We start from the raw sequence: 25,723 nt of genomic DNA, 5'->3' as shown, positions 1-25,723 counted from the left end.
GAACTCATGAGGAGTCGCAATGCTGCCTTACCCGCAGATCGACCCGGTGGCCCTGGCCATCGGTCCGCTGAAAATTCATTGGTACGGTCTGATGTACCTGATCGGCATCGGTGGCGCCTGGTGGCTGGCGTCGCGCCGGTTGAACCGCTTCGACCCGACCTGGACCAAGGAAAAACTCTCCGACATGGTGTTCTGGATGTCGATGGGGGTGATTGTCGGCGGGCGCCTGGGTTATGTGCTGTTCTACGATCTGGGCGCCTATCTGGCCAACCCGACGCTGATCTTCGAAGTGTGGAAGGGCGGCATGTCGTTCCACGGTGGTTTCATCGGCGTGATGCTGGCGGCGTTGTGGTTCGGTAAAAAGAACAACAAGTCGTTCTTCCAGTTGATGGACTTCGTTGCGCCGATGGTGCCGATTGGCCTGGGTGCCGGACGCATCGGCAACTTCATCAACGCCGAGTTGTGGGGCAAGGCGACCGACGTTCCGTGGGCCATGGTCTTCCCGACCGACCCGGCGCAACTGGCGCGCCACCCGTCGCAGCTGTACCAGTTCGCACTCGAAGGCGTGGCACTGTTCCTGATCCTGTGGCTGTTCTCGCGCAAGCCGCGGCCGACCATGGCGGTATCGGGCATGTTCGCGCTGTTCTACGGGATCTTCCGTTTCATCGTCGAATTCGTCCGCGTGCCGGACGCGCAACTGGGCTATCTGGCATGGAACTGGCTGACCATGGGGCAGGTGCTGTGCGTGCCGATGATCCTCGGCGGGCTGTTCCTGATCTGGCTGGCGTATCACCGCGCCCCGGCGACACCAGCAGCAGCGGTATAAATTCGAATGCCGGGGCTTCGGCCCCGGCTTCAAGGACACAGGTAATTCATGAAGCAATATCTCGAACTGGTCGCCCACGTCATCAAGAACGGCACCAAACAGGCCAACCGTACCGGCGTGAACACCATCAGTTTTCCGGGTGCCATGCTGCGTTATGACTTGCAGGAAGGCTTCCCGGCGATCACCACGCGCAAGATGGCATTCAAGTCCGCCATTGGCGAGATGTGCGGTTTTCTGCGCGGGGTGAACAACGCCGCTGAATTCCGTGCCCTGGGCTGCAAGGTCTGGGATCAGAATGCCAACGAAAACGCCCAGTGGCTGGCCAACCCGTTCCGCCAGGGTGAAGACGATCTTGGTGAAATTTATGGCGTGCAATGGCGTAAATGGCCGGCGTACAAGCAGATCCCGCTCAGCAATCCTGCCGCGATCGAGCAGACCCTGAGCCAGGGTTACCGCCAGATCGCCGAAGGTGAAGAGAATGGCCAGGCCTACGTGGTGCTGTACAAAGCCATCGATCAGGTTCGTCAGTGCATCGACACCATCATCAAGGACCCGGGCAGCCGCCGGATTCTGTTCCACGGCTGGAATTGCGCCCAGCTGGATGAAATGGCGTTGCCGCCGTGCCACCTGCTTTACCAGTTCCACCCGAATGTCGAGACCAAAGAGATTTCTCTGACCCTCTACATCCGCTCCAACGACCTGGGCCTGGGCACACCGTTCAACCTCACCGAAGGTGCCGCGCTGCTGAGCCTGATCGGCCGCCTGACCGGCTATACGCCGCGTTGGTTCACCTATTTCATCGGTGATGCCCACGTCTACGAAAATCACCTGGACATGCTCAACGAACAGCTCAAGCGCGAGCCGTTCCCGATGCCGAAACTGGTGATCAGTGATCGTGTGCCGGAATTTGCCAAGACCGGTGTGTATCAGCCGGAGTGGCTGGAGCTGGTGGAACCGAGCGATTTTTCGCTGGAAGGCTACGAGCACCACGCGCCAATGACCGCGCCGATGGCGGTCTGATTCAGGCACGGCTTGATCGTCGTTGATTGTTCCCACGCTCTGCGTGGGAACGCATCCCGTGACGCTCTGCGTCACAGTGGACGCGGAGCGTCCATGGCGGCATTCCCACGCAGAGCGTGGGAACGATCAGCGGGGCTCAATGGCCGTGACTGCGGCCCACGTGGGAGTGTTCCACTTCCGTCGCCACGACCCCGCCACTGACTTCCAATCGCTGCAAGATCCCGCATTGATCGACCTCCGGCCCTTCGCCACAACGTTGACGCAGGTCGAGCAGTTGCGCCTGCAACGCCAGCAAACCGTCGATCCGTGCCTTCACGTGGTGGATATGCTCGTCGATCAGCGCGTTGACGCTTTCGCACTGGTCCTGCGGACTGTCACGAAAGGCCAGCAGGCTGCGGATCTCTTCGAGGGTCATGTCGAGGGTGCGGCAATTGCGGATGAAGGTCAGGCGTTCGGCGTGGGCCTGAGTGTAGACGCGGTAGTTGCCGTCGCTGCGGGCCGGTTCCGGCAGCAGGTTTTCGCGCTCGTAATAGCGGATCGTTTCCACGGCGCAATCCGTGAGTTTCGCCAACTCTCCGATCTTCATGACGAGGATCTCCAAAAAGGGTGCTTGACCCTATAGTGGCTACAGGGTCTTTACTTGGCAACAGGTACTTTTATGGACACGACCCATGAGCGATTCCCTGCACAGCCACAAACCCGAAGACACTTGCTGCAGCAGCAAGCTTAAGCCCGTGGCCAAACATTTACATGGCGGCCATGGTGAATCTTGTTGCGCACCGAAAGCAAGCGAGCCCACGCTGATTCAGTTGACCGAAGCGCCAAGTGCCGATGCGCGGCTTAGTAGTTTCCGTATTGAGGCCATGGATTGCCCGACCGAGCAATCGCTGATTCAAAATAAGCTGGGAAAACTGACCGGCGTGCAGCAGCTGGAGTTCAATTTGATCAACCGGGTGCTGGGCGTCACCCATAATCTGGCCAGCACTGCGCCGATTGTCGACGCCATCAAAGCCCTCGGCATGCACGCCGAGCCCCTGGAGCAAGGCGCCGAAGCGCCGGCGTCGGTACCCGAGAAAAAGTCCTGGTGGCCGCTGGCATTGTCCGGCGTTGGCGCATTGGTGGCGGAAGTCATCCACTTCACCGCCGCCGCTCCGAACTGGGTGGTGGCGGTCATTGCCCTGATCTCGATCCTCAGCGGCGGCCTGGGCACCTATAAAAAGGGCTGGATCGCCCTGAAGAACTTCAACCTGAACATCAACGCGTTGATGAGCATCGCGGTGACGGGTGCAATCCTTATCGGGCAATGGCCGGAAGCGGCCATGGTGATGTTCCTGTTCACCGTGGCGGAGTTGATCGAAGCCAAATCCCTCGACCGCGCGCGCAATGCCATCAGTGGCTTGATGCAGATGACGCCGGAACAAGCGACGGTGTTGCAGGCTGACGGCACTTGGGTCACGCAGGATGTGAAGGCTATCGAGCTCGGTGCCCGGGTACGGGTGCGTCCCGGTGAGCGCATCGCGCTGGATGGCGAAGTGCTCGCGGGTAACTCGAGCATTGATCAGGCGCCGATTACCGGTGAAAGCCTGCCCGTGGAAAAAACCATTGGCGACAAAGTGTTCGCCGGCACCATCAACCAGGCCGGTTCCCTGGAATACGCCGTGACGGCGGCAGCAAACAACTCGACCCTGGCGCGAATCATCCACGCTGTCGAGCAGGCCCAGGGCGCACGGGCGCCGACCCAGCGCTTCGTCGATACGTTCTCGAAAATCTATACGCCGGCGGTGTTCATCCTGGCGTTGGCGGTCGCAGTCATTCCTCCACTGTTCATGAATGCGCTGTGGTTCGACTGGATCTACCGCGCCCTGGTGTTGTTGGTCGTCGCTTGCCCTTGTGCCCTGGTAATCTCCACACCGGTGACCATCGTCAGCGGTCTCGCTGCCGCGGCCCGCAAAGGCATTCTGGTGAAAGGCGGGGTTTACCTGGAGGGCGGCTACAAGCTCGACTACCTTGCTTTGGACAAGACCGGCACCATCACCCATGGCAAACCGGTACAAACCGATTACCTGTCGCTGGACCCCACCGCCGATGCATCGGCGCCGGCGATTGCCGCGGCGCTGGCCGGTCGTTCGGATCACCCGGTATCGCTGGCGATCGCCAACGCGGCTGTGGATAAACAATTGGCCCCACTTGTTGTGGATAACTTCGAGGCGCTGGGCGGGCGCGGGGTGCGCGGCGAAATTAATGGCCAGCTGTACCATTTGGGCAACCATCGTCTGGTTGAAGACCTCGGCCTGTGTTCTCCTGCGCTGGAAGAGAAACTGTCCGCCCTCGAGAAACAGGGCAAGTCGGTGGTGCTGCTGCTCGATCAGTCCGGCCCATTGGCGCTGTTCGCCGTGGCTGACACGGTGAAGGAATCCAGCCGCGAAGCGATCCGCCAGTTGCATGAGTTGGGCATCAAGACCTTGATGCTCACCGGCGATAACGTGCACACCGCGCAGGCGATCGCAGCGCAAGTCGGTATCGACGAGGCCAGGGGCGATCTGTTGCCCACCGACAAGTTACAGGCGATTGAAGCGCTGTATGCGAAGGGGCATCACGTCGGGATGGTGGGTGATGGCATCAACGATGCGCCGGCCCTGGCCCGTTCCGAAATCGGTTTCGCCATGGCCGCCGCAGGCACCGATACCGCTATCGAGACCGCTGATGTCGCCCTGATGGACGACGATCTGCGCAAAATCCCGGCATTCATTCAGCTGTCGCGCCAGACGTCGAGCATTCTCAAGCAGAATATTGCCCTGGCATTGTTAATCAAGGCGATCTTTCTTGGGGTAACCTTCGCCGGGCTCGCTACCATGTGGATGGCGGTTTTCGCCGACATGGGCGTCAGTTTGCTGGTGGTGTTCAACGGGTTGCGCCTGCTGCGCAAATAAAGGATGAGGACGGGTTGTGCTGAGTGCCGAGCTGAAGGCGTTTTACATGGTGGCCCGACTGGGCAGTATCACCCAGGCCGCGAAAAAGCTCGGTTTGAGTCAGCCCACGGTGACGACGCAGATTCGCAATCTCGAAAGTCAGTATTCGGTCGAGTTGTTCTACCGTGGCGGCCGGCGCCTGAGCGTCAGCGAGGAGGGCGCGCGGTTGTTGCCGATGGTCAAGGCGCTGATGCAGCAGGAAGCCGACATCGAGTTCTTCCTGCGCAATTGCGGTCAGGTGCAGGGCACGCTGCGCATTGCCGCGACGGCGCCGTATTACATCCTCGATCTGGTGAAGACTTTCCGCGAGCGTCTGCCACAGGTGGAGGTGTCGGTGGAAATCGGCAATTCCCAGCAGGTGCTCGAAGCGCTGGAGGACTACCGCGTCGATGTCGCGGCGTCCTCGCAGTTGCTCGACGATGCACGGCTGATTCGCCGGGTGCTCGGCAGCGATCCGCTGGTTCTGGCGGTGCATCGAAATCACCCGCTGGCGGCACATGATCACGTACCGCTCAGTGCACTGGCGGGGCATACATTGTTGATGCGCGAAACGGGTTCGACCACCCGCCGTATGACCGAAGAATTGCTGGCTGGCGCCGGGGTGAGTGTCGGGCCGTTGCTGGAGATTGGCAGTCGCGAGTCGATTCGCGAAGCGGTGCTGCGCAACATCGGCATCAGCCTGATTGCCCGGCAGGAAGTGCCGCACGATCCGCAGCTGCGGGTGCTGACCATAGAGAATGCACCGTTGTTGCCGGAGTATCTGTACTGCCTCAAGGAGCGGAAAAACGCACGGCTGCCGGCGGCGTTCCTGGGGTTGGCGCAGGAAATGGCCCCGGCCTGAGAGCTCGATTGCCTGTGATGATCGTTCCCACGCTCCGCGTGGGAATGCAGCCCGGGACGCTCCGCGTCCCAAAAGCCGAACGCGGAGCGTCCGTTGAGGCATTCCCACGCAGAGCGTGGGAACGATCGGCACAAGTTAGTCCTTGTCCAATAACCCCAAATTCCCGAATACCACTATCGGCAGTTTTTGCCTGGCTGCCATATGACGGACTCATTGCAACCCTAGGATGGCTTTCATCTGCCAGATGAGGTCCGTCCATGAACAATTTGATCGCCACTGCCCTGACCAACCCCGGCGTACCGATGAAGGTGCGCGGCGTACAGAAACGCTTTGGTGCGTTCACCGCGCTGGACAACGTGTCTCTCGACGTGGCGGCAGGCGAGCTGGTGTGCCTGCTCGGTCCTTCGGGTTGCGGCAAAACCACCCTGTTGCGTTGCATTGCCGGTCTGGAAAAGCAGGACAGCGGCGAGTTGTATCTCGGCGAGCGTGACGTTTCCCACCTGGCACCTCAAGCGCGGGACTACGGCATTCTGTTCCAGTCCTACGCACTGTTCCCCAATCTCACCGTTGAAGCGAACATTGCCTACGGCCTGACCGGCAGCGGCCGCGATCAAGTGCGGCAGCGCGTCGGGCAGATGCTGGAGCTGGTCGGCCTGAGCGGCAGCGAGAAAAAATATCCGGGGCAATTGTCCGGCGGCCAGCAGCAACGCGTCGCCCTGGCCCGCGCCCTGGCCCCGGCACCTTCGCTGTTGCTGCTCGACGAACCGATGTCGGCCCTCGACGCCCGGGTCCGTGAGCACCTGTGCACTGAGCTGCGCCAACTGCAACGCAGCCTCGGCATCACCACCCTGATGGTGACCCACAATCAGGACGAGGCCATGCTGATGGCCGACCGTATCGCCGTGATGAACAACGGCAAGGTCGAGCAGTACTCCACGCCGCAGGAAATCTACAACCGCCCGGCCACGCCGTTCGTGGCGGAGTTCGTCGGTCAGGGCAACTGGCTGCCGTTTCAGCGCAGCAGTGACAGCCACGCTCGGGTTGGCGCCATGAACCTGCGTCTGGCCGATGACAGCGCCAAGACTACGTCGGGGCGTTTGTTCTGCCGCCCGGAAGCGATCAACGTCAACCCGCTGGTACACGAGGAAAACCTGTTCCCGGCCAAGGTTCGCGAAATCACCTTCCTTGGCAACCGCTGCCGCATGAGCTTCGAACTCGATCACCTGCCGGGCCACGCTTTGTTGGCTGAGCTGGCACCGGAAGCCATGCCACGTCTTGGCGCGCAGCAGATCATGGTTGCCTTGCCGCCGCGCAGCCTGCAGGTGTTTGCCTGATGAGCGTGAACATCGCGCTGCCGCTGCCCCACAAGCAGGTTCGGCAGATTTCCCGTGCCGAGCTGGGCGACCGCGTCTTCGTGGTTGGCGGCAAGGTCCTCTTGTTGGGGTTGCTCGGCGTTGCGGTGTTGATGCCGTTGCTGGCGATCTTCTGGCGTGGTTTCAGCGCGGAGGCCGGGCAGGGCGGTGGCTGGCTCGCTGCGCAAGAACTGGTGACCAGCGACAACTTCCACTGGTTGCTCGGTAACAGCCTGAAGGTTTCCCTCAGCGTCGCCTCCATCGTCGTACCGCTGGCCTACCTCTTTGCCTACGCGCTGCAACGCACATTGATTCCCGGTAAAGGCCTCTGGCGCGGCATCTCGTTGCTGCCATTGATGGCGCCTTCGATGTTGCCCGGCATCGCCCTGGTTTATCTGTTCGGCAATCAGGGTATGTTGCGCGGCCTGCTCTCGGACAACATCTATGGCTTCTGGGGCATCGTTCTGGGTGAGGTGATCTACACCTTCCCGCACGCATTGATGATCCTGCTGTCGGCCTTGTCCCTGGCGGATGCGCGACTGTTCGATGCGGCTTCCAGCATGGGCGCCAGTCCCGCAAAGGCGTTTCGCAGCATCACCTGGCCGGCGACCCGTCAGGCGGTTTTCGCCGCGTTCTGCCTGGTGTTCACCCTGACCATCACCGACTTCGGTGTGCCCGTGGTGGTCGGTGGCGACTATCAGGTACTGGCGCTGGAAGCCTACAAAGCCGTGGTTGGCCAACAGCAATTCGGTCGCGGTGCGCTGATCGGCATGGTCCTGTTGCTGCCGGCGCTGTTCAGCTTCGCGGTCGATGCCTGGTTGCGTCGGCGTCATGGCGATTCAATGAGCGGTCGCGCCCAAGTATTCAAGCCTTTGCCGTCGACGCTGCGCGACAGCTGCTATCTGGCTGTCGTGCTGCTGATCTGCGCCACATTGCTGCTGGTGTTCGGCATGGCGGTGTTCTCTTCGCTGGTGAAATTCTGGCCTTACAACCTGTCGCTGTCGCTCAACCATTACCAGTTCAATGACACCGCGGGCGGTGGCTGGCTGGCGTACGGCAACAGCGTGAAGATGGCTTTGTGTACCGCGCTGATCGGTAGCGCCCTGATCTTCACCGGCGCCTATCTGATGGAAAAAACCAAAGGCCAGCGCGGCTTGAATATGACACTGCGCATGCTCAGTTTCGTACCGATGGCGGTGCCGGGTCTGGTACTCGGATTGGGTTACGTCTTCTTCTTCAACCTCACCGGCAACCCGCTGCATGTGCTCTACGGGACCATGACCTTGCTGGTGGTTTGCACCATTGCTCACTATTTGACCACTGCGCAAATGACCGCCACCACCGCGCTGCGCCAACTCGATGGCGAGTTCGAAGCCGCCGCGCTGTCGCTCAAGGCACCGCTGTACCGCCACTACTGGCGCGTGACCGTGCCGATTTGTCTGCCGGCGCTGCTGGACATCGTGCGCTACCTGTTCGTCTCGGCCATGACCACCGTCTCGGCGGCGATCTTCCTCTACAGCCCCGACACCATTCTCGCGGCAGTGGCGGTACTGAACATGGACGACGCCGGCAACGTCGGCGGCGCGGCGGCGATGTCGACCCTGATTCTGTTCACTTCGGCGGGCGTTTCCCTGCTGCTGGCCTGGGCTTCGCGCGGTTTGCTGCGCCGCTCACAGGCCTGGCGGCAGACCGCGCCCGGCCATTGAAACCGTACAACCCCTCAACTCAAAAACAGGAAAAGATCATGTTCAAGCCTATGGCCCTGGCCGCTGCTGTCCTCACCGCTTTCAGCCTGAACGCCTTTGCGGCGAAAACCGAGTTGACGGTGTACACCGCCCTCGAAGCCGAACAACTGAAGACTTATAAGCAAGCCTTCGAAAAAGCCAACCCGGACGTCGAGATCAAGTGGGTGCGTGACTCCACCGGGATCATCACCGCCAAGCTGCTGGCAGAAAAAGACCGCCCGCAGGCCGACGCCGTCTGGGGCCTGGCCGCTTCAAGCCTGGCGATCCTCGATCAGCAAGGCATGCTGCAAAGCTACGCGCCGAAAGACCTGGGCAAGATCGGCGCCAACTACCGCGACGCCGCCAACCCGCCAGCCTGGGTCGGCATGGACGTGTGGGCGGCGACCATTTGCTTCAACACCGTCGAAGCCGAGAAGCAGGGCCTGACCAAGCCTGTGAGCTGGCAGGACCTGACCAAGCCTGAGTACAAAGGCAAGATCGTCATGCCAAACCCGGCGTCGTCCGGCACCGGTTTCCTCGACGTCAGCGCGTGGCTGCAAACCTTCGGCGAGAAGCAGGGCTGGGCGTACATGGACGGCCTGCACCAGAACATCGGCCAGTACGTTCACTCCGGTTCCAAGCCTTGCAAACTGGCGGCGGCGGGTGAGTTTCCGATTGGTATTTCCTTCGAATACCCGGCTGTTCAGTTGAAGCGCCAGGGCGCACCGCTGGACATCATCCTGCCGAAAGAAGGCCTGGGCTGGGAGATCGAAGCGACGGCGGTAATCAAAGGCACTGCCCACGAAGAAGCGGCGAAAAAACTCGCTGACTTCTCGGCAAGCCCTGAGGCAATGGAGCTCTACAAGGAGAACTTCGCGGTGCTTGCGCAGCCGGGCATTGCCAAGCCGCAGACCGAATTGCCAGCCGACTACGAACAGCGCTTGATCAAGAACGACTTTGCCTGGGCTTCGAAGAACCGCGACCAGATCCTGAGTGAATGGCGCAAGCGCTATGACGGCAAGTCGGAGAAAGTGGCGGCCAAGTAAGATCTTCATCGGCTGACAGGGCCTCATCGCTGGCAAGCCAGCTCCCACAGTGGTTCCCGGTGTGATCGGGATTTCCAACCACTGAAGATCCCCTGTAGGAGTGAGCTTGCTCGCGATAGCGGTAGAACAGTCAACACACCTGTTGAAGTGAAGCCGCCATCGCGAGCAGGCTCGCTCCTACCATTGGATTGGGTACATCCAAAAGAGATGGGTCGGTTGTCAGGCTGCCATCGCTGGCAAGCCCCACCGTGAACCCTGTGGGAGCTGGCTTGTCGGGTCGCCGCATCGCAGCGATAGCGGTCTACCCTTTACCACAAACTTCACTGATGGGGGAATTTCCGATGGGCCGCAACGAGCAGGTGATTACTGAGGTATTCGGGCTGTACGAACGCTTCGGCACCGACGATTACATCGGCGAGCCGGTGTCGCAGATCGAGCACATGTCCCAGGCCGCCGAGCTGGCGATGGCCGAAGGTTTCGATGATGAAGTGGTGCTCGCCGCGTTCTTCCATGACATCGGGCATATTTGCGGCGAAAGCACCGAGAACATGGACGGCTTCGGTGTGGTCAGCCATGAGCGGCTGGGCGCTGACTATTTGCGTCGGGCGGGCTTCAGTGAGCGCATGGCACGGCTGGTGGAGTATCACGTCCAGGCCAAGCGTTATCTGACATTGAGGGAGCCCGGGTACTACGAGCGTTTGAGCGAAGCCAGTCGCCGGACCCTGGGATATCAGGGTGGGGTGATGACTGAAACCGAAGCCGATGCATTCGAGCAGGACCCGTTGTGCGCCGTGAGCTTGCGCATGCGCCATTGGGATGAAATGGCGAAACAGATGCATGTGCCGGTGATGGACCTGGGCGTGTTGAAGCGCAAGGCGGTCGCGGTTTTGTCCCGCGAGATTTGCTGAGCAATCTGACGACTGATTGAGAAGAACATGCATGGTTCACCTTGTTGGCAGCGCTCAAGCTGAGCCTTTCACAAGGAAGAACATGTATGCGTTATTTGAAAGTGATTGCACAGGATCGAAGTGGAAACGGGGACGCAGATACGCTGCGGTTGCTGTTTTTTGAAGATGAACAATGGCTGCGTGAAGCCTCGGACAATGAAGTTCTGCGGCTGAAAAACTTTGGCTCTCATTACTTCAAGTGCAGATGGTTCAACACCGGTGAGGGTGAGGAACGGCATCTGCGCATGTTTTCGCTGAGCCCGACCGGCAATGCAACGCCGGAATCGGTGCGGCTGCATTTCCATGAAGGCCCCAACATCGTCTACAAGGCTGCTGTTCATGACCTCGACAACGATGGAGCTTTCGAGATTGTGCTGTGCACTGATGTGGACAACGACGGCCGTGCCAATCGTACGGATCGGACTCGGGTCAATGCGTTGGTGCGGGAATACCTGAAGCTGGGTTGGCAGTGATCAATGTTAAAAACGCGTCACTCCAGACACCATAATTGTCCCGGCCGCTAAAGCTGTCGTGCCAACACCTCAACTTGCTCCTGCCGTTCCGCCTGATTCAACTTCGCATGCGCATTGAGTGACGACCATTGCGGATGCGCCCGTGCCTTGTTCAGGGCCTCGGGCAGTTTGCCCTCGCGCCAGGTCTTGTCCTGAGGCGTTGCCACCTGGATGCTGTCCATCGCCGCATGTCCGCGGGCATTGAGTGCTTGCAGCAGTTGTCGTTGCCGCAGGGCCAACAGTCGCAACACGTTGTCATCGACCGTCAGTTCACGCTGGCCCTTGAGCTTGCCCAGCAAGCGGCTGCCATAGCTGCGCGCGGTTTGCAGGGCGCCGCCGGCGATGGCGCCGGCCAGCGCGGCGGCGCCGAGGGTGATGCCGCCGACCAGCAGGTCGACGCCCGCTCCGGCGGCGGCACCTGCGGCGATGCCGCCACCGACCCGCACACCCAATTGCTTGAGGGTTTCGGGGTTGAACAGGTCATCGCCCCAACGACCATCGAGCAGCGGCAAATCGCTGGCAGCGGCGTCCTGCGGGCGGAAGGCATAAAGCTTGAGCAGGGACTCGACGCAGCGTTGCTCGCGCTGGCGCACCGCTTTACGCAGTTCGCCGATGGCTTGCTGTTCCTGTTCGGCATCACTGACCACGCTGCGCCGGCATGCCGCGCAATCGATCAATAATTCGGCAATCAGCCGCGTCGCACTTTGCTCGCGCGCCCGGCGTTGGGCTTGCTGGTCGGCGATCAAGCGTTCCAGTTGCGGCCGCGCGGCTTCCAGCAGCAGGGCGAGGCTTTCATAGAGCCGGCGCTCGCCATCCTCTGGCGGTGCGACGCTGTCGAAGCGCACCAATGCGTGCAATCCCAACCGCGCCAGCGCTTCACGCCACGCCGGTTCGCGATGGTTGGCGCTGCTGACGAAATTCAACACCGGCAGCAACGGTTTGCCGCAACCGGCCAGCACTTCCAGCTCATCGCGATACTTGGCCAGCACCGGTTCCCGGGCATCGATCACATAGAGACCGGCATCGGAGGCCAATAACTGGCGCAAGACCTTGGCCTCCTGTTCGAAACGCTGCCGGGCTTCGCTGCCATCGAGGAAACGGGCCAGGCGGGCCGGACCGTCCAACCGTTCACCAGGTCGCTCGAGACGTTCAAGGTAGTCGAGCAGGGCGATGGCATCTTCCAGGCCGGGTGTGTCGTAGAGATCGAGCAGCGGTTCGCCGTCCACCGACAATCGCGCGCCTTCGACATGCCGTGTGGTGCTGGGACGGTGGGACACTTCACCGAAACCGACATCGCGGGTGAGGGTGCGCAACAGCGAGGTTTTGCCGACGTTGGTGTGGCCGACGACTGCGAGTTTCAGGGGCTGCTTGCGTGCTTCAGTCATGACCCGTCTCCAGCCAGTTCAACGGTGCACAATCGGCGAACGGCAGCTCCAGCTGTTGCAGCGCCGTATGCCAGTCGCCAAGGCGTTCGGCATCCAGCGCTTCTCCGTGCGGCGCTTGCAGCAACCAGACGCGGGTGGCGCTGGCGTTGCGAGCCAGTTCGGCGATCAGCGCCAGGCTGCCGCGATCCGGCGAACGCCGTGGATCGCAGGCGATGGCCAGGCGCGCCGGAGGGAAGCGACTGAGTTGTTCGAGCAGTTTGTGCCGGGATTCGCGGCTGTCGAGAATCCCTGCGTTGCTCACGTTGTTCGGCAGTTGCGGCGGCCAGGGACGCTCGTTGTCCAGTTCGATGGCGACCAACAGCGCACCGTCGCTTTGCTGTTCACTGACGCCGCTCTCGACCCGATGCAGTTGCTCAGGCGCCGCATCGCTGATGCCCAGACGTTCGCTGGTGGGCATCAGTCGCTCGCGCAGCTGCGCGTAGCCGGGCAGGTTCAAATCCAGGCGCAACATCGCTTGACCGGTTTTCCAGCGCCACAGGCAAAACAGCGCCAGCAACATTCGCGGTATCACGCCGTACACCAGCAATACGCCTACCAGCCACGCGGCCCAGGCTTGTCGGGCACTTTCGATGTTGAGTGCGGCGTCGCCACTGGCGCGGATCATTTCCTCGGTGGGCACGCTGAAGCCGAGCAGGGCCGGCAGCGCGCCGAGAGCCTGGGTCACGGCAATAAACGTGTCGGCGCTGAGGATGGTGGTTTCCCAGACGAAACCGTAGCGTCGGGTCGCCATCAACGTCAGCAGGATCACCAGCGCGCTTAGCATCGCCAGCAACCACAAGCCATTGACCAGCACACCAACGGCCCAGCGGTTGAGCTTCTGGCGTTGCAGCAACAACAGCAGGGCTGGTGCCAGCTGCGCGGCTTTGGCATCCCGGGCGAGTTTTTCGCTCAGCCACAGCCACAATCGCCCGAGGCTGGCGCCGTGTTCGCCGGCAAATGCCAGGCCCAAGGCCCAGCTCAGCAGCAGAATCAGATTGAGCCCGAGCAGGCTGCCCAAGGCCCAGAACACATTCACCGGGTGCAGGCCGTCGCCCATCGCGGCGAAGGCCAGGCTTGCGCCGGTGACCACGGCCAGCAGCGCCAGGACGATCAACGCCAGTCGCGCACCTTGCAGCCAGTGCTTGAGCGCAGCACTCAAGCCATCGCGGTCCGCCAGCCACAGGGCGCGGCGTTGAATACGCGACGGCAAATCGCCCCCGGCGCTGCGGGCCAGTCGGTTGGCTTCCAGGTCTTCCAGGGGGCCGGCGTGTTCTTCACGCAGGCGGATGGTTTCTGTCAGCCAGAGGTTATTCAGTTCAGTCACGCGGCATCCCGTCGCTCAAATGAGCTGTGAGCATAACCGTTGTGGCGCTTATCGGCGAAAGCGAGGCTCTGGTATCCTCGCCGACATGACTAAATCACTTCCCCTCAGCCTGATCGCAGCCCTCGGTGAAAACCGTGTGATCGGCGTCGACAACAGCATGCCCTGGCACTTGCCGGGGGACTTCAAATACTTCAAGGCCACGACCCTCGGCAAACCGATCATCATGGGGCGAAAGACCTGGGATTCTCTGGGTCGCCCGTTGCCGGGCCGCTTGAACATCGTGGTCAGCCGTCAGGCGGACCTGGTGCTCGAAGGCGCCGAGGTGTATCCATCGCTGGAGTCCGCGGTGGTTCGCGCCGAGGAATGGGCGAAGGAGCAGGGCGTCGATGAGTTGATGCTGATCGGCGGTGCGCAGTTGTATGCCCAAGGGTTGGCGCAGGCCGATCGGTTGTACCTGACGCGCGTGGCGCTGAGCCCGGAAGGGGATGCGTGGTTTCCGGAGTTTGATGTGAAGGAATGGACACTGGTTTCCAACGTTGAAAACCCGGCAGTAGAGGGTAAGCCAGCGTACAACTTCGAAGTCTGGGAAAAGGTTTGAAAGCATCGCTGGCAAGCCAGCTCCCACAGTGTCCAAGGTGAATCACTTGTTGCGTGAACACCATAGATCCCTGTGGGAGCTGGCTTGCCAGCGATGGGGCCAGATCAGGCGCTGAAAAATTTAAGCGTGCGCCAGCTCCGAATGCTCATCCGCATCCAGCACTCGTTTATCGGTCTGCTGCATCATCTGGCTGGTTATCGCACCGGCCGTCATCGAACCACTGACGTTCAACGCCGTGCGCCCCATATCAATCAGCGGCTCGACCGAAATCAGCAACGCCACCAGTGACACCGGCAAGCCCATCGCCGGCAACACGATCAGCGCGGCGAACGTCGCACCGCCACCCACGCCCGCCACACCGGCCGAACTCAGCGTCACAATCGCCACCAGTGTTGCGATCCACAGCGGATCGAGCGGGTTGATGCCTACGGTCGGCGCCACCATCACCGCCAACATCGCCGGGTACAGACCGGCGCAACCGTTCTGGCCGATGGTCGCGCCGAACGAAGCGGCGAAACTGGCGATCGATTGTGGAATGCCCAGGCGGCTGGTCTGCGCTTCGATACTCAACGGGATTGTGGCGGCGCTGGAACGGCTGGTGAAGGCAAACGTCAGCACCGGCCAGATCTTGCGGAAGAAGCGCAGCGGATTGATCCCGGCAGCCGACACCAGCACGCCGTGAACCACAAACATCAGACCAAGGCCAATGTAGGAAACCACGACAAAACTGCCGAGCTTGATGATGTCCTGCAAGTTGGAACCGGCCACCACTTTGGTCATCAGTGCCAGCACGCCGTAGGGCGTCAGTTTCATCACCAGGCGCACCAGACGCATCACCCAGGCTTGCAGGGTGTCGATGGCGTTGATCACTTTCTGACCTTTTTCGACATCATCCTTGAGCAGTTGCAGCGCTGCGACTCCAAGGAACGCAGCGAAAATCACTACGCTGATGATTGAGGTCGGCTTGGCGCGCGCCAGGTCGGCGAACGGGTTTTGCGGAATGAACGACAGCAACAGCTGCGGCACATTCAGGTCGGCAACCTTGCCCGCGTAGTCGGTCTGAATGGTTTGCAGGCGGGCCATTTCCTGGGTGCCGGCCACCAGACCTTCGGCGGTCAGACCGAACAGGTTGGTCAGGCCGATACCGATCAGTGCCGCGATGGCGGTGGTGAACAGCAGCGTGCCGATGGTCATGAAGCTGATCTTGCCCAGCGATGAAGCGTTGTGCAGACGAGCCACGGCGCTGAGGATCGAGGCGAACACCAACGGGATCACGATCATCTGCAGCAATTGCACGTAACCGTTACCCACCAGATCGAACCAGCCGATCGAGGCTTTCAGCACCGGGTTGCCGGCGCCATAAACGGTATGCAGCGCGACACCGAACACCACACCCAGAACCAGCGCGAGCAGGACTTTTTTTGCCAGGCTCCACGGCGTGTGGCGGGTTTGTGCCAGGCCAAAGAGCAGGGCGAGGAACACCAGCAGGTTGAGAATCAGCGGCAGATTCATTGGAACTCCCATTAGACATGTGCCAACTGCCTTCCGGGGCAGCTGCGAACCGGGAAGCCTAACAGCTTGAATTCTAAAGAATTAATACGAAAAACGTCTTGAAACTGTCGTTTTTGGAATAAGCGTGTGTCGTTCTCGGAGATGCAGCTGACGCGATGGGTACGCTAGCGGTCGCTGGTAGACGAGGACCGTCACACTTATTTGTTAGCGTCGATGTCTTTCATTCAGGGAGTGACGCCAATGAAGTTTGCATCGAAATTTCTGGCAGCCGCACTGTGTGCAGGTCTTGCCGGCCAGGTATTTGCGACGGATCTGAAGCACTGGCCCGCCGATCAGGCCAAGGCACTGGACGCCATGATTGCGGCCAACGCCAACAAGGGTAACTACGCGGTGTTCGACATGGACAACACCAGTTACCGCTACGACCTCGAAGAGTCGTTGCTGCCGTTCATGGAGAACAAGGGCCTGATCACCCGCGACAAACTCGATCCCTCCCTGAAGCTGATGCCGTTCAAGGACACCGCCGACCACCAGGAAAGCCTGTTCAGCTACTACTACCGCCTCTGCGAACTCGACGACATGGTTTGTTATCCATGGGTCGCCCAGGTGTTCTCGGGTTTCACGCTTGAGGAGCTCAAGGGCTACGTCGACGAAATGATGGCGTCCGGCAAACCGGTACCGGCGACTTATTACGAAGGCGATGTGGTCAAGAAGCTCGACGTCAATCCGCCGAAAATTTTCACTGGCCAGCAAGAGCTGTACAACAAGCTGATGGAGAACGGCATCGAGGTCTACGTGATGACCGCCGCCTCCGAAGAATTGGTGCGCATGGTCGCGGCCGATCCGAAATATGGCTACAACGTCAAACCGCAAAACGTGATCGGTGTGTCGCTGCTGCTCAAGGATCCCAAGACCGGCGAACTGACCACTGCTCGCAAACAGATCACCGCCGGCAAATATGATGAAAAGGCGAATCTTGGTCTCGAACTGACTCCGTACCTGTGGACCCCGGCGACCTGGATGGCGGGTAAGCAGGCGGCAATCCTGACCTATATCGATGAATGGAAAAAACCGGTGCTGGTGGGCGGCGATACACCGACCAGCGATGGTTTCATGCTGTTCCACAGCGTCGATGTGGCCAAGGGCGGGATACATTTGTGGGTCAACCGCAAAGACAAATACATGACCCAGATCCAGGGCATGATGGCCAAAAACGCTGCGGCCCAAGCCAAGGAAGGGTTGCCGGTGACGGCGGACAAGAACTGGGTGATCGTCACCCCGCAAGAGATTCAGTAAGACCGTTTGGCTTACCTGTGATGAGAGAACGTTAGCATCCTGTGGCGAGGGAGCTTGCTCCCGCTGGGGCGCGAAGCGGCCCTAAAAAGGGCTGCTGCGCAGCCCAGCAGGACGGTGCGGCGATCCGACGAGCTCCCTCGCCACGGGTACAGTGTTGATCGTTCCCACGCTCTGCGTGGGAATGCAGCCAGTGACGCTCCGCGTCGGGACGCGGAGCGTCCTTTTAGACAGTCCCACGCGGGAGCGTGGGAACGATCAATTGTGGTCAAAAAAATGCCCCGCACTGTGGCGGGGCATTTTCATGTTCGACGGTTAAGCCTTACAGCCCATCAAGCATTGCCTTGTTGCGCACAGCACCCTTGTCGGCGCTGGTGGCCAGCAGGGCGTAGGCTTTCAGTGCGGTGGTCACCTTGCGTGGACGTTTTTCCACTGGTTTCCAGCCTTTCTTGTCCTGCTCGACCCGGCGCGCAGCCAGTTCTTCGTCGCTGACCAACAGGTTGATCGAGCGGTTTGGAATGTCGATCAGCACCTTGTCGCCATCCTGCACCAGGCCGATGGCGCCGCCGGCAGCCGCTTCAGGCGAAGCGTGGCCGATGGACAGGCCGGACGTACCGCCGGAGAAACGGCCGTCGGTGAGCAGGGCGCAGGCTTTGCCCAGGCCTTTGGATTTCAGGTACGACGTCGGGTAGAGCATTTCCTGCATGCCCGGGCCGCCTTTCGGGCCTTCGTAGCGAATGATGACGATGTCGCCTTCCTTCACTTCGTCGGCGAGGATGCCGCGCACGGCGCTGTCCTGGCTTTCAAAGATCTTGGCGTTGCCTTCGAACACGTGGATCGACTCGTCGACGCCAGCGGTTTTCACCACGCAGCCATCCAGCGCGATGTTGCCGTACAGCACGGCCAGGCCGCCTTCTTTCGAATACGCGTGCTCGACACTGCGGATGCAGCCGTTTTCACGGTCGTCGTCCAGGGTTTCCCAACGGGTCGACTGGCTGAACGCGGTTTGCGTCGGGATGCCCGCCGGACCGGCCTTGAAGAAGTGGTGCACGGCTTCGTCGTTGGTCTGGGTGATGTCCCACTTGGCGATGGCCTCTTCCATGCTGCGGCTGTGCACTGTCGGCAGCTGAGTGTGCAGCAAGCCGCCACGGGCCAGCGAACCGAGGATGCTGAAGATCCCGCCGGCACGGTGCACATCTTCCATGTGGTACTTCTGGATGTTCGGCGCAACCTTGCACAGCTGCGGCACGTGACGGGAAAGGCGGTCGATGTCGCGCAGGTCGAAATCGATCTCGGCCTCCTGCGCCGCGGCCAGCAAGTGCAGGATGGTGTTGGTGGAACCGCCCATGGCGATGTCCAGGGTCATGGCGTTCTCGAACGCCTGGAAGTTGGCGATGTTGCGCGGCAGCACAGACTCGTCGTTCTCGCCGTAATAACGCTTGCACAGCTCGACGATGGTGCGGCCAGCTTGCAGGAACAACTGCTCGCGGTCGCTGTGGGTGGCCAGGGTCGAACCGTTGCCCGGCAATGCCAGGCCCAGGGCTTCGACCAGGCAGTTCATCGAGTTGGCGGTGAACATGCCGGAGCACGAACCGCAGGTCGGGCAGGCGCTGCGCTCGTACTCGGCGACTTTCTCGTCAGAAGCGCTGGAGTCGGCGGCGATCACCATGGCATCGACCAGGTCGAGGCCATGGGAGGCGAGTTTGGTCTTGCCGGCTTCCATCGGGCCGCCGGAAACGAAGATCACCGGAATGTTCAGGCGCAGGGACGCCATCAGCATGCCAGGGGTGATCTTGTCGCAGTTCGAGATGCAAACGATGGCGTCGGCACAGTGGGCGTTCACCATGTACTCGACGGAGTCGGCGATGATCTCGCGGCTCGGCAGCGAATACAGCATGCCGTCGTGGCCCATGGCGATGCCGTCGTCGACTGCGATGGTGTTGAATTCCTTGGCCACGCCGCCAGCGCGTTCGATTTCGCGGGCGACCAGTTGGCCCAGGTCCTTGAGGTGGACGTGACCCGGTACGAACTGGGTGAAGGAGTTGGCAATGGCGATGATCGGCTTCTTGAAGTCGTCATCTTTCATCCCCGTGGCGCGCCACAGAGCGCGGGCACCGGCCATGTTGCGGCCGTGGGTGGATGTTTTCGAGCGGTAATCAGGCATGAAGCACTCCGGGCGGCTAATCAGGTATCAAAAGGGAAGTGAGCTTCTAGTGACGTCTGGAACACTCAGAAATGGCCGTGTGTCCGGAAGTTGCCGATAACTTTGCGGGATCGCCGCGCGCTTCAGCTTGAGCTCATAAACCCGCCGGGGATGACTGGCGATGAATGTCGCGATTCTACACGGCTGGCGGCTGGAGGGAATGCCGGGAAGCGTTGATCCCGTGTTGACCCGGCGTGTGGAATGACGACTGGCAGGTGTCAGCCGACATTGAGCGTCTGTTTATCACGTTGAAAGATCAACGCATTGAGTCCAAGGCCTGCGAGGCTTAATGCCAAAAAGCAAAGGGCCAGGGTGCTGATCAGACCCTCGGGTACCACGCTGATCAATGCGCTGGCCACGCCGCCGCTGAGGAACATCAGCACACCACCGACCGAGGTAGAAGTGCCGGCGTATTGCGGGTGAATGTTCATTGCCATGGAGTTGACGACAGGTCTGGTTATGGTTGTGCCAATCGTACAAATAAGCATGGATAACAGCACTGTGGTGGCAGAGAGACCAAATTGCCGAGTCAGCCACAGCATCAGCAGGCCTGAAGTTGTGATCAGCCCCAGGCCAATATTGATCTGGGTGTTAGCGTGCAGGTATCGATGCAGGACGCTGGCGACCACGCCGCCGAAAACATAAGCGACACCATACAACAGCAACGTCCAGGCAAATTCATAGGGTGAGAGTGCCAGTTGCTCCATGAAAATGTTGGGTGAATTGACGATGAACGAAAAATGGCAGGCGAAGGCCAGGGCCGAAATCAGCCAGTAACCCATGAACCTTGCATCCGAACAGACTCGCCAATAAGCACTGAGAACTCCGCCATGCGCTGGCGTACGTATCGGTGGTGCTTTCTTGAGCAGCCGGCAAGCGCTTAACCAGACAAGCGTTGCCAGTGTAATAAACACCCAAAAGCTGCCCTGCCAGCCAAACTCCAATTGCAGCCAGGTCCCCAGCAGCGGCGATATGGAAATGAAAACACCGCCCGCAGTCACCATCCATATCCGGAGTCGCTCCCGTTCACGGCCTACAAACAAGTCCTGTACCAGCGACTGGGCCAGCGAAAAGGATCCGCAACCGATCGCCTGGATCACCCGGAAACCCAGAAACCACTGGTACTCGCTGGAAACTGCGCACCCAGCCGCTCCAATTGTTGCCAGAGCAATACCGGCCAACAACAGCTTCTTGCGGCCCCACATGTCCGAGAGTGGACCAACCAGCAGGATGGAGAGTGCCAGGCTGACGGCGAACACGCTGACGGACAGGGCCGCGTCAGGTGGTGAAATCCGGAAGTATGCCGAGAGATCTGGAAAGGAGGGGAGGACCACGTCCAATGGGAACACGCTCAACAGCATCATGGTCATCAGCAACAAGATGATCAGCGGTTTTTCACGGGTGTTTGTGGCGAGGTTCATCAATCAGTGCGCTCGTTCCGTGAGGGGTAGACGAGGATTGATTTGATGAAGAAGCAAGTCAATGCAGGGGAACGTGGGCGATTTCTGAATCATCTGTAGGAGCGAACTTGCTCGCGATAAATCCGGGAACGTCGCGGGGTATCAGGCTCCCCGCGTTATCGTTGACGACCATCGCGAGCAGGCTCGCTCCTACAGGGGATTACTCAGCTATTCGGCAGCAACCGGCAGGTAATGCTCTTGATGTAGCGGGTTTCAGCGATGGCTGGGTGAACCGGATGATCCGGGCCCTGGCCGCCGCGTTCGAGCATTTGGATGTTGCGGTCCAGGTGACGGGCGCTGGTCAAGAGAATGTTCTGCAGGTCGTCTTCCGGCAGGTGCATCGAGCAGGATGCGCTGACCAGGATGCCGTCCTTGCTGAGCAGGCGCATGGCTTGCTCGTTCAGGCGGCGGTAGGCGCCTTCGCCGTTTTTCATGTCTTTCTTGCGTTTGATGAACGCCGGCGGGTCGGCAACGATCACGTCGAAGCGTTCCTCGCTGGCTTTCAGCTCTTTGAGCGCTTCAAACACGTCGCCTTCGATGCAGGTCATTTTCTCGGCGAAACCGTTCAATGCGGCGTTGCGCTCGACGCCATCGAGGGCGAAGGCCGAGGCGTCGACGCAGAACACTTCACTGGCACCGAATGCCGCGGCTTGCACGCCCCAACCGCCGATATAGCTGTAGAGGTCAAGCACGCGTTTGCCTTTGGCGTATGGCGCCAGGCGCGCGCGGTTCATGCGGTGGTCGTAGAACCAGCCGGTTTTCTGACCCTGGATGACCGGAGCTTCGAATTTCACGCCATTCTCTTCCAGCGCGACCCACTCCGGCACCAGGCCGAAGACAGTTTCGACGTAGCGGTTGAGGCCTTCGGCGTCACGGGCAGCGGAGTCGTTCTTGAACAGAATGCCGCTTGGCTTGAGCACTTGGGTCAGCGCCGCGATCACGTCGTCTTTGTGGGCTTCCATGGTCGCCGAAGCGATCTGCACCACCAGGATGTCACCGAAACGGTCAACCACCAGGCCCGGCAGCAGATCGGAATCACCGTAGACCAGGCGATAGAATGGCTTGTCGAACAAGCGGTCACGCAGCGACAAGGCCACGTTCAGGCGATGCACCAGCAGCGATTTGTCGAGCGGCAACTTGATGTCGCGCGACAGCAGGCGGGCGCAGATCAGGTTGTTCGGGCTCATGGCAACAATGCCCAACGGCTTGCCGCCGGCGGCTTCGAGGATCGCCTGGTCGCCGGCCTTGAAACCGTGCAAAGGCGTGGCGGCTACATCGATTTCGTTGCTGTAGACCCACAAATGACCGTTGCGCAGACGACGGTCGGCATTGGCTTTGAGGCGCAGGCTAGGCAGGGACATGTCGTCGCTCCGGAAAAAAGAGCGGGAGTATAGCGTGTTGCGCAGGGCCACGGCGCGACGGATGGACATGCGGTGATCCGCCAGTGATTGGATGAAACTTCAGTGATCGGGCCGTCCAAGGTGTCGGATCCAACTTTTAGAAGCTAGAATCGGCGCCTGACCCAGAGTGTGTACTTATGTCCCAAGAGCTGACTCCCGAACAAATCCAGCAGTCCCTGCAAGGCATCAGTGTGCCGGCTCAACCGCAGATCATGGTTGATCTGCAGATGGAGCAGTACATGCCCGACCCGGATCTGGAGGTGATCGCGAAGCTGATCTCCCAGGACCCTGGCCTCTCTGGATCGCTGTTGAAGATCGTCAATTCACCGTATTACGGTCTGAGCAACAAGATTGCCTCGATCCAGCGGGCGGTGAATTTGCTGGGCAGCCGCTCGATCATCAACCTGATCAACGCGCAGTCGATCAAGGGCGAGATGAACGACGATACCATCGTCACCTTGAACCGCTTCTGGGACACCGCCCAGGACGTGGCGATGACCTGCCTGACCCTGGCCAAGCGCATCGGTATCCAGAACGGCGATGAAGCCTACGCCCTGGGCTTGTTCCATGACTGTGGCGTGCCGCTGATGCTCCAGCGTTTCCCCGACTACATGGGCGTTCTGGAGCAGGCCTATGCCAGTGCCGGGGCCGAGTGCCGCGTCGTGGACACCGAGAACCGGGAATTCAACACCAACCATGCCGTGGTGGGTTATTACACGGCCAAGTCCTGGCGCCTGCCGGAACACGTGAGCACGGCCATCGCCAATCATCACAATGCCTTGGCGATCTTCAGCGATGAATCGTCGCGCAACAGTTCGCTGAAGAACCTGCTGGCGATCCTGAAGATGGCCGAGCATATTTGCGCTTCCTATCGCGTGCTGGGCAACCAGACCGAAGATCACGAGTGGGACAGCATCGCGGCGTTGGTGCTCGATTATGTCGGTCTCTCGGACTACGACTTCGAGACCCTCAAGCAGACGATTCGCGACCTCGGCGCGCACCGCTGATTGTCGGGTTTTCTTCCTCCAAGAGAGCACCATGCCTGAACTGCCAGAAGTCGAAACCACCCGCCGTGGCATTGCGCCGCACCTGGAAGGCCAGCGCGTCAGCCGGGTGATCGTGCGTGACCGGCGCCTGCGCTGGCCGATTCCCGAGGACCTCGACGTGCGCTTGTCCGGCCAGCGGATCGTGCTGGTGGAGCGACGCGCCAAGTACCTGCTGATCAACGCCGAGGTCGGAACCTTGATCAGCCACTTGGGCATGTCGGGGAATTTGCGTCTGGTAGAGGTCGGCCTGCCGGCGGCCAAGCATGAGCACGTGGATATCGAACTGGAGTCGGGCCTGGCCCTGCGCTACACCGACCCGCGTCGGTTTGGCGCGATGCTCTGGAGCCTCGACCCGCTCAACCATGAACTGTTGATTCGCCTGGGACCGGAGCCGTTGACTGACCTGTTCGACGGTGAGCGGTTGTTCCAGTTGTCCCGTGGCCGTTCGATGGCGGTCAAGCCGTTCATCATGGACAACGCGGTGGTGGTCGGTGTCGGCAACATCTATGCGACCGAAGCCTTGTTCGCCGCCGGGATCGACCCACGTCGCGAGGCCAAAGGCATTTCCCGGGCGCGTTATCTGAAGCTGGCCATCGAGATCAAGCGCATTCTCGCTGCGGCCATCGAGCGCGGCGGCACTACACTGCGTGATTTTATTGGCGGTGATGGCCAGCCGGGGTATTTCCAGCAGGAATTGTTTGTCTACGGCCGTGGCACCGAGCCTTGCAAAGTCTGTGGCACGCCGTTGCGAGAAGTGAAACTCGGGCAGCGCGCCAGCGTCTTTTGCCCACGCTGCCAGAGCTGAATGCCTTACGGTCTATAGTCAGTGTTCCGACTGTCTAGCCGAAGGACCGAGCCATGAACCTGTTTCGAACCCTTGCCGTCGCGTCGATGCTGAGCTTCGTTGCATCAGCCGGTGCCAGCAGCGGCAGCGGGGATCCGCTCTACACCATCCAGAACCCACCGGCATACGCGATGATTGGCGACCTGTTGATTGCCCGGCCTTTACTGGTCGCCGCCACAGTGATCGGCGCCGGCGTGTTTGTGGTGTCGCTACCATTTACCGCATTGGGCGGCGGAGTGGGCGATGCGGGGCAGGCGTTGGTGGTGGACCCGGCGAAAGCGGCGTTCGTGCGGTGCCTGGGGTGTATCGGGGAAGGGTTTGAGCGGCAGGAGTGAGGCCCTGAAAAGTTTCGCGGGCAAGCCTCGCTCCTACAACGATCACACGACTGTAGGAGCGAGGCTTGCCCGCGAAGGCGTCCTGAAAGACGCCAAATGTCTCAAGCCTTGCCGGTAATCTTGCGGTACTTCTCCATCAACTGCTCTTCAGTCTCCGGATGCGCTTCGTCCAGCGGGATGCAATCCACCGGGCAAACCTGCTGGCACTGTGGTTCGTCGTAGTGGCCGACACACTGGGTGCACAGGTTCGGGTCGATCACGTAGATCTCTTCGCCCTGGGAAATGGCGGCGTTCGGACACTCGGGTTCGCAGACGTCGCAATTGATGCAATCGTCGGTGATGATCAGGGACATGCTAACTCCAGCCGGGGCGGCAAGCCCGGGCGCAATAAATCAATGCGCGTAATTGTGCCGCATTGGCGTGCGCAGTGCACGCAAGCGCGATCAAGTGCAAAAGATCGCAGCCCGCGGCAGCTCCTACTTCTTGAAGCGCTCGGTCAGTGCATCCGCCACAGCCGGGTGGACGAACTTGGTGATATCGCCGCCCAAGGCAGCAATTTCACGGACCAGTGTCGAGGAAATGAACGAATAGCGCTCGGACGGGGTAAGAAACAGGCTTTCCACATCCGGGGCCAACTGGCGGTTCATGTTGGCCAGCTGGAACTCGTATTCGAAGTCCGACACCGCGCGCAAACCACGCAGGAACACATTGGCGTTCTGCTCTTTGGCGAAATGCGCCAACAGGGTCGAGAAGCCGACGACTTCAACGTTCGGCAAATGCTTGGTGACCTCGCGGGCCAGCTCCACGCGTTGTTCCAGGGGAAACAGCGGGTTTTTCTTCGGGCTGGCGGCGACAGCAATGATCACGTGATCGAACAGGCGCGAGGCGCGTTCGACCAGATCGCCATGGCCCTTGGTAATAGGGTCGAAGGTACCTGGGTACAACACTCGGTTCATCGCGTCGTCCTGGCGGGAGTGCGTTGGGGAGTCGGATGGTATCGCAGCCTTCCCGGTCGGCCAAGTCGCCTGTTGGGTAAGAAAGCACTAT

General features: G+C 60.5%; 23 protein-coding genes. 14 read left to right on the top strand and 9 right to left on the bottom strand.

Going from position 1 to position 25,723, the window contains the following annotated elements; all coding sequences use genetic code 11:
- Nucleotides 1-19: 19 nt before the first annotated feature.
- Both lgt and D8U73_RS25360 read left to right on the top strand, forming a co-directional pair.
- On the top strand, nucleotides 20-826 hold the full coding sequence (gene lgt, locus D8U73_RS25365; protein ID WP_056854024.1) for a prolipoprotein diacylglyceryl transferase: 807 nt from the start codon (nucleotides 20-22) through the stop codon (nucleotides 824-826).
- Between the two features lie 48 nt (nucleotides 827-874).
- Entirely contained in the window at nucleotides 875-1,846 is a 972-nt protein-coding gene (locus tag D8U73_RS25360) for a thymidylate synthase (protein ID WP_056854023.1), read from the top strand.
- Nucleotides 1,847-1,982: 136 nt separating this feature from the next.
- On the opposite strand, the gene cadR is transcribed toward D8U73_RS25360, so the two are convergent.
- The gene (gene cadR, locus D8U73_RS25355; RefSeq protein WP_056854022.1) at nucleotides 1,983-2,432 is read right to left on the bottom strand and encodes a Cd(II)/Pb(II)-responsive transcriptional regulator; all 450 of its coding nucleotides are present in this window, start codon (nucleotides 2,430-2,432) and stop codon (nucleotides 1,983-1,985) included.
- Nucleotides 2,433-2,517: 85 nt separating this feature from the next.
- Here cadR and D8U73_RS25350 point away from each other — a divergent pair, with 85 nt between their 5' ends.
- The 7 genes from D8U73_RS25350 (at nucleotide 2,518) to D8U73_RS25315 (ending at nucleotide 11,198) form a co-directional block, all read left to right on the top strand.
- The gene (locus D8U73_RS25350; protein WP_130906064.1) at nucleotides 2,518-4,776 is read left to right on the top strand and encodes a heavy metal translocating P-type ATPase; all 2,259 of its coding nucleotides are present in this window, start codon (nucleotides 2,518-2,520) and stop codon (nucleotides 4,774-4,776) included.
- 16 nt (nucleotides 4,777-4,792) lie between these two features.
- Nucleotides 4,793-5,656, top strand: a complete 864-nt coding sequence (locus tag D8U73_RS25345) for a LysR family transcriptional regulator (protein WP_056854020.1) — start codon at nucleotides 4,793-4,795, stop codon at nucleotides 5,654-5,656.
- Nucleotides 5,657-5,913: 257 nt separating this feature from the next.
- Nucleotides 5,914-6,990: a putative 2-aminoethylphosphonate ABC transporter ATP-binding protein gene (locus tag D8U73_RS25335; protein ID WP_130906063.1), complete on the top strand. Its 1,077-nt coding sequence runs from the start codon at nucleotides 5,914-5,916 to the stop codon at nucleotides 6,988-6,990.
- Nucleotides 6,990-8,714, top strand: coding sequence for a putative 2-aminoethylphosphonate ABC transporter permease subunit (locus tag D8U73_RS25330; protein ID WP_130906062.1), 1,725 nt, complete (start codon nucleotides 6,990-6,992; stop codon nucleotides 8,712-8,714). The genes D8U73_RS25335 and D8U73_RS25330 overlap by 1 nt, the downstream gene beginning before the upstream one ends.
- 38 nt (nucleotides 8,715-8,752) lie before the next feature.
- Nucleotides 8,753-9,778, top strand: coding sequence for a putative 2-aminoethylphosphonate ABC transporter substrate-binding protein (locus D8U73_RS25325; protein WP_056854017.1), 1,026 nt, complete (start codon nucleotides 8,753-8,755; stop codon nucleotides 9,776-9,778).
- 341 nt (nucleotides 9,779-10,119) lie between these two features.
- The gene (locus tag D8U73_RS25320; protein WP_056854016.1) at nucleotides 10,120-10,686 is read left to right on the top strand and encodes a phosphonate degradation HD-domain oxygenase; all 567 of its coding nucleotides are present in this window, start codon (nucleotides 10,120-10,122) and stop codon (nucleotides 10,684-10,686) included.
- A 44-nt stretch (nucleotides 10,687-10,730) separates the two neighbouring features.
- Entirely contained in the window at nucleotides 10,731-11,198 is a 468-nt protein-coding gene (locus D8U73_RS25315; protein ID WP_236708443.1) for a hypothetical protein, read from the top strand.
- A gap of 47 nt (nucleotides 11,199-11,245) precedes the next feature.
- Here the strand turns inward: D8U73_RS25315 and D8U73_RS25310 are convergent, their stop codons facing one another.
- Both D8U73_RS25310 and D8U73_RS25305 read right to left on the bottom strand, forming a co-directional pair.
- The gene (locus D8U73_RS25310) at nucleotides 11,246-12,622 is read right to left on the bottom strand and encodes a GTPase/DUF3482 domain-containing protein (protein WP_130906061.1); all 1,377 of its coding nucleotides are present in this window, start codon (nucleotides 12,620-12,622) and stop codon (nucleotides 11,246-11,248) included.
- Nucleotides 12,615-13,985, bottom strand: coding sequence for a DUF2868 domain-containing protein (locus D8U73_RS25305; RefSeq protein WP_130906060.1), 1,371 nt, complete (start codon nucleotides 13,983-13,985; stop codon nucleotides 12,615-12,617). The genes D8U73_RS25310 and D8U73_RS25305 overlap by 8 nt, the downstream gene beginning before the upstream one ends.
- Nucleotides 13,986-14,070: 85 nt before the next feature.
- Here D8U73_RS25305 and D8U73_RS25300 point away from each other — a divergent pair, with 85 nt between their 5' ends.
- Nucleotides 14,071-14,583 carry a dihydrofolate reductase gene (locus D8U73_RS25300; RefSeq protein ID WP_130906059.1) on the top strand — a complete coding sequence of 171 codons (513 nt, stop codon included), beginning with the start codon at nucleotides 14,071-14,073 and terminating at the stop codon, nucleotides 14,581-14,583.
- Between the two features lie 120 nt (nucleotides 14,584-14,703).
- On the opposite strand, the gene D8U73_RS25295 is transcribed toward D8U73_RS25300, so the two are convergent.
- Nucleotides 14,704-16,095: an L-cystine transporter gene (locus D8U73_RS25295; protein ID WP_056854011.1), complete on the bottom strand. Its 1,392-nt coding sequence runs from the start codon at nucleotides 16,093-16,095 to the stop codon at nucleotides 14,704-14,706.
- A 240-nt stretch (nucleotides 16,096-16,335) separates the two neighbouring features.
- On the opposite strand from D8U73_RS25295, the gene D8U73_RS25290 reads away from it, so the two are divergent.
- Nucleotides 16,336-17,391 (top strand): phosphorylcholine phosphatase, encoded by a 1,056-nt coding sequence (locus tag D8U73_RS25290; protein ID WP_056854010.1) that lies wholly within the window; start codon nucleotides 16,336-16,338, stop codon nucleotides 17,389-17,391.
- Nucleotides 17,392-17,710: 319 nt separating this feature from the next.
- Here the strand turns inward: D8U73_RS25290 and ilvD are convergent, their stop codons facing one another.
- The 3 genes from ilvD to D8U73_RS25275 all read right to left on the bottom strand — a co-directional run bounded on the left by ilvD (nucleotide 17,711) and on the right by D8U73_RS25275 (nucleotide 22,412).
- On the bottom strand, nucleotides 17,711-19,552 hold the full coding sequence (ilvD, locus tag D8U73_RS25285) for a dihydroxy-acid dehydratase (RefSeq protein ID WP_056854009.1): 1,842 nt from the start codon (nucleotides 19,550-19,552) through the stop codon (nucleotides 17,711-17,713).
- Between the two features lie 257 nt (nucleotides 19,553-19,809).
- Nucleotides 19,810-21,012, bottom strand: a complete 1,203-nt coding sequence (locus D8U73_RS25280) for an MFS transporter (RefSeq protein WP_130906058.1) — start codon at nucleotides 21,010-21,012, stop codon at nucleotides 19,810-19,812.
- 203 nt (nucleotides 21,013-21,215) lie between these two features.
- Entirely contained in the window at nucleotides 21,216-22,412 is a 1,197-nt protein-coding gene (locus tag D8U73_RS25275; protein WP_017341306.1) for a class I SAM-dependent rRNA methyltransferase, read from the bottom strand.
- Nucleotides 22,413-22,642: 230 nt separating this feature from the next.
- Here D8U73_RS25275 and D8U73_RS25270 point away from each other — a divergent pair, with 230 nt between their 5' ends.
- Genes D8U73_RS25270 through D8U73_RS25260 form a run of 3 tightly spaced genes read left to right on the top strand, consistent with a single transcriptional unit; the run spans nucleotide 22,643 to nucleotide 24,676 of the window.
- On the top strand, nucleotides 22,643-23,458 hold the full coding sequence (locus D8U73_RS25270) for an HDOD domain-containing protein (protein WP_162250575.1): 816 nt from the start codon (nucleotides 22,643-22,645) through the stop codon (nucleotides 23,456-23,458).
- 31 nt (nucleotides 23,459-23,489) lie between these two features.
- Nucleotides 23,490-24,302, top strand: coding sequence for a bifunctional DNA-formamidopyrimidine glycosylase/DNA-(apurinic or apyrimidinic site) lyase (gene mutM / locus D8U73_RS25265; protein WP_056854006.1), 813 nt, complete (start codon nucleotides 23,490-23,492; stop codon nucleotides 24,300-24,302).
- A 53-nt stretch (nucleotides 24,303-24,355) separates the two neighbouring features.
- Complete coding sequence (locus D8U73_RS25260) at nucleotides 24,356-24,676, top strand: hypothetical protein (RefSeq protein ID WP_056854005.1); 321 nt, start codon at nucleotides 24,356-24,358, stop codon at nucleotides 24,674-24,676.
- 101 nt (nucleotides 24,677-24,777) lie between these two features.
- On the opposite strand, the gene D8U73_RS25255 is transcribed toward D8U73_RS25260, so the two are convergent.
- A complete protein-coding gene (locus D8U73_RS25255; RefSeq protein ID WP_003195146.1) occupies nucleotides 24,778-25,029 on the bottom strand; it encodes a YfhL family 4Fe-4S dicluster ferredoxin in 252 nt (83 codons plus the stop codon).
- A gap of 123 nt (nucleotides 25,030-25,152) precedes the next feature.
- Nucleotides 25,153-25,632 (bottom strand): pantetheine-phosphate adenylyltransferase, encoded by a 480-nt coding sequence (gene coaD, locus D8U73_RS25250; RefSeq protein WP_007975368.1) that lies wholly within the window; start codon nucleotides 25,630-25,632, stop codon nucleotides 25,153-25,155.
- Nucleotides 25,633-25,723 lie beyond the last annotated feature (91 nt).

This window comes from Pseudomonas sp. Sample_22, assembly GCF_004307635.1.
Taxonomy (GTDB): Bacteria; Pseudomonadota; Gammaproteobacteria; order Pseudomonadales; family Pseudomonadaceae; genus Aquipseudomonas.
Note: the sequence above shows the minus strand (reverse complement) of the source record. Positions and strands in the feature narration are given on the sequence as shown.

What these genes read in the sequence shown, in the direction of transcription:
- lgt (WP_056854024.1), top strand. Translation starts at nt 20, where the DNA reads ATGCTGCCTTACCCGCAGATCGACCCGGTGGCCCTGGCCATCGGTCCG.
- D8U73_RS25360 (WP_056854023.1), top strand. Translation starts at nt 875, where the DNA reads ATGAAGCAATATCTCGAACTGGTCGCCCACGTCATCAAGAACGGCACC.
- cadR (WP_056854022.1), bottom strand. Translation starts at nt 2,432, where the DNA reads ATGAAGATCGGAGAGTTGGCGAAACTCACGGATTGCGCCGTGGAAACG.
- D8U73_RS25350 (WP_130906064.1), top strand. Translation starts at nt 2,518, where the DNA reads ATGAGCGATTCCCTGCACAGCCACAAACCCGAAGACACTTGCTGCAGC.
- D8U73_RS25335 (WP_130906063.1), top strand. Translation starts at nt 5,914, where the DNA reads ATGAACAATTTGATCGCCACTGCCCTGACCAACCCCGGCGTACCGATG.
- D8U73_RS25330 (WP_130906062.1), top strand. Translation starts at nt 6,990, where the DNA reads ATGAGCGTGAACATCGCGCTGCCGCTGCCCCACAAGCAGGTTCGGCAG.
- D8U73_RS25325 (WP_056854017.1), top strand. Translation starts at nt 8,753, where the DNA reads ATGTTCAAGCCTATGGCCCTGGCCGCTGCTGTCCTCACCGCTTTCAGC.
- D8U73_RS25320 (WP_056854016.1), top strand. Translation starts at nt 10,120, where the DNA reads ATGGGCCGCAACGAGCAGGTGATTACTGAGGTATTCGGGCTGTACGAA.
- D8U73_RS25310 (WP_130906061.1), bottom strand. Translation starts at nt 12,622, where the DNA reads ATGACTGAAGCACGCAAGCAGCCCCTGAAACTCGCAGTCGTCGGCCAC.
- D8U73_RS25300 (WP_130906059.1), top strand. Translation starts at nt 14,071, where the DNA reads ATGACTAAATCACTTCCCCTCAGCCTGATCGCAGCCCTCGGTGAAAAC.
- D8U73_RS25295 (WP_056854011.1), bottom strand. Translation starts at nt 16,095, where the DNA reads ATGAATCTGCCGCTGATTCTCAACCTGCTGGTGTTCCTCGCCCTGCTC.
- D8U73_RS25290 (WP_056854010.1), top strand. Translation starts at nt 16,336, where the DNA reads ATGAAGTTTGCATCGAAATTTCTGGCAGCCGCACTGTGTGCAGGTCTT.
- ilvD (WP_056854009.1), bottom strand. Translation starts at nt 19,552, where the DNA reads ATGCCTGATTACCGCTCGAAAACATCCACCCACGGCCGCAACATGGCC.
- D8U73_RS25280 (WP_130906058.1), bottom strand. Translation starts at nt 21,012, where the DNA reads ATGAACCTCGCCACAAACACCCGTGAAAAACCGCTGATCATCTTGTTG.
- D8U73_RS25275 (WP_017341306.1), bottom strand. Translation starts at nt 22,412, where the DNA reads ATGTCCCTGCCTAGCCTGCGCCTCAAAGCCAATGCCGACCGTCGTCTG.
- mutM (WP_056854006.1), top strand. Translation starts at nt 23,490, where the DNA reads ATGCCTGAACTGCCAGAAGTCGAAACCACCCGCCGTGGCATTGCGCCG.
- D8U73_RS25260 (WP_056854005.1), top strand. Translation starts at nt 24,356, where the DNA reads ATGAACCTGTTTCGAACCCTTGCCGTCGCGTCGATGCTGAGCTTCGTT.
- D8U73_RS25255 (WP_003195146.1), bottom strand. Translation starts at nt 25,029, where the DNA reads ATGTCCCTGATCATCACCGACGATTGCATCAATTGCGACGTCTGCGAA.
- coaD (WP_007975368.1), bottom strand. Translation starts at nt 25,632, where the DNA reads ATGAACCGAGTGTTGTACCCAGGTACCTTCGACCCTATTACCAAGGGC.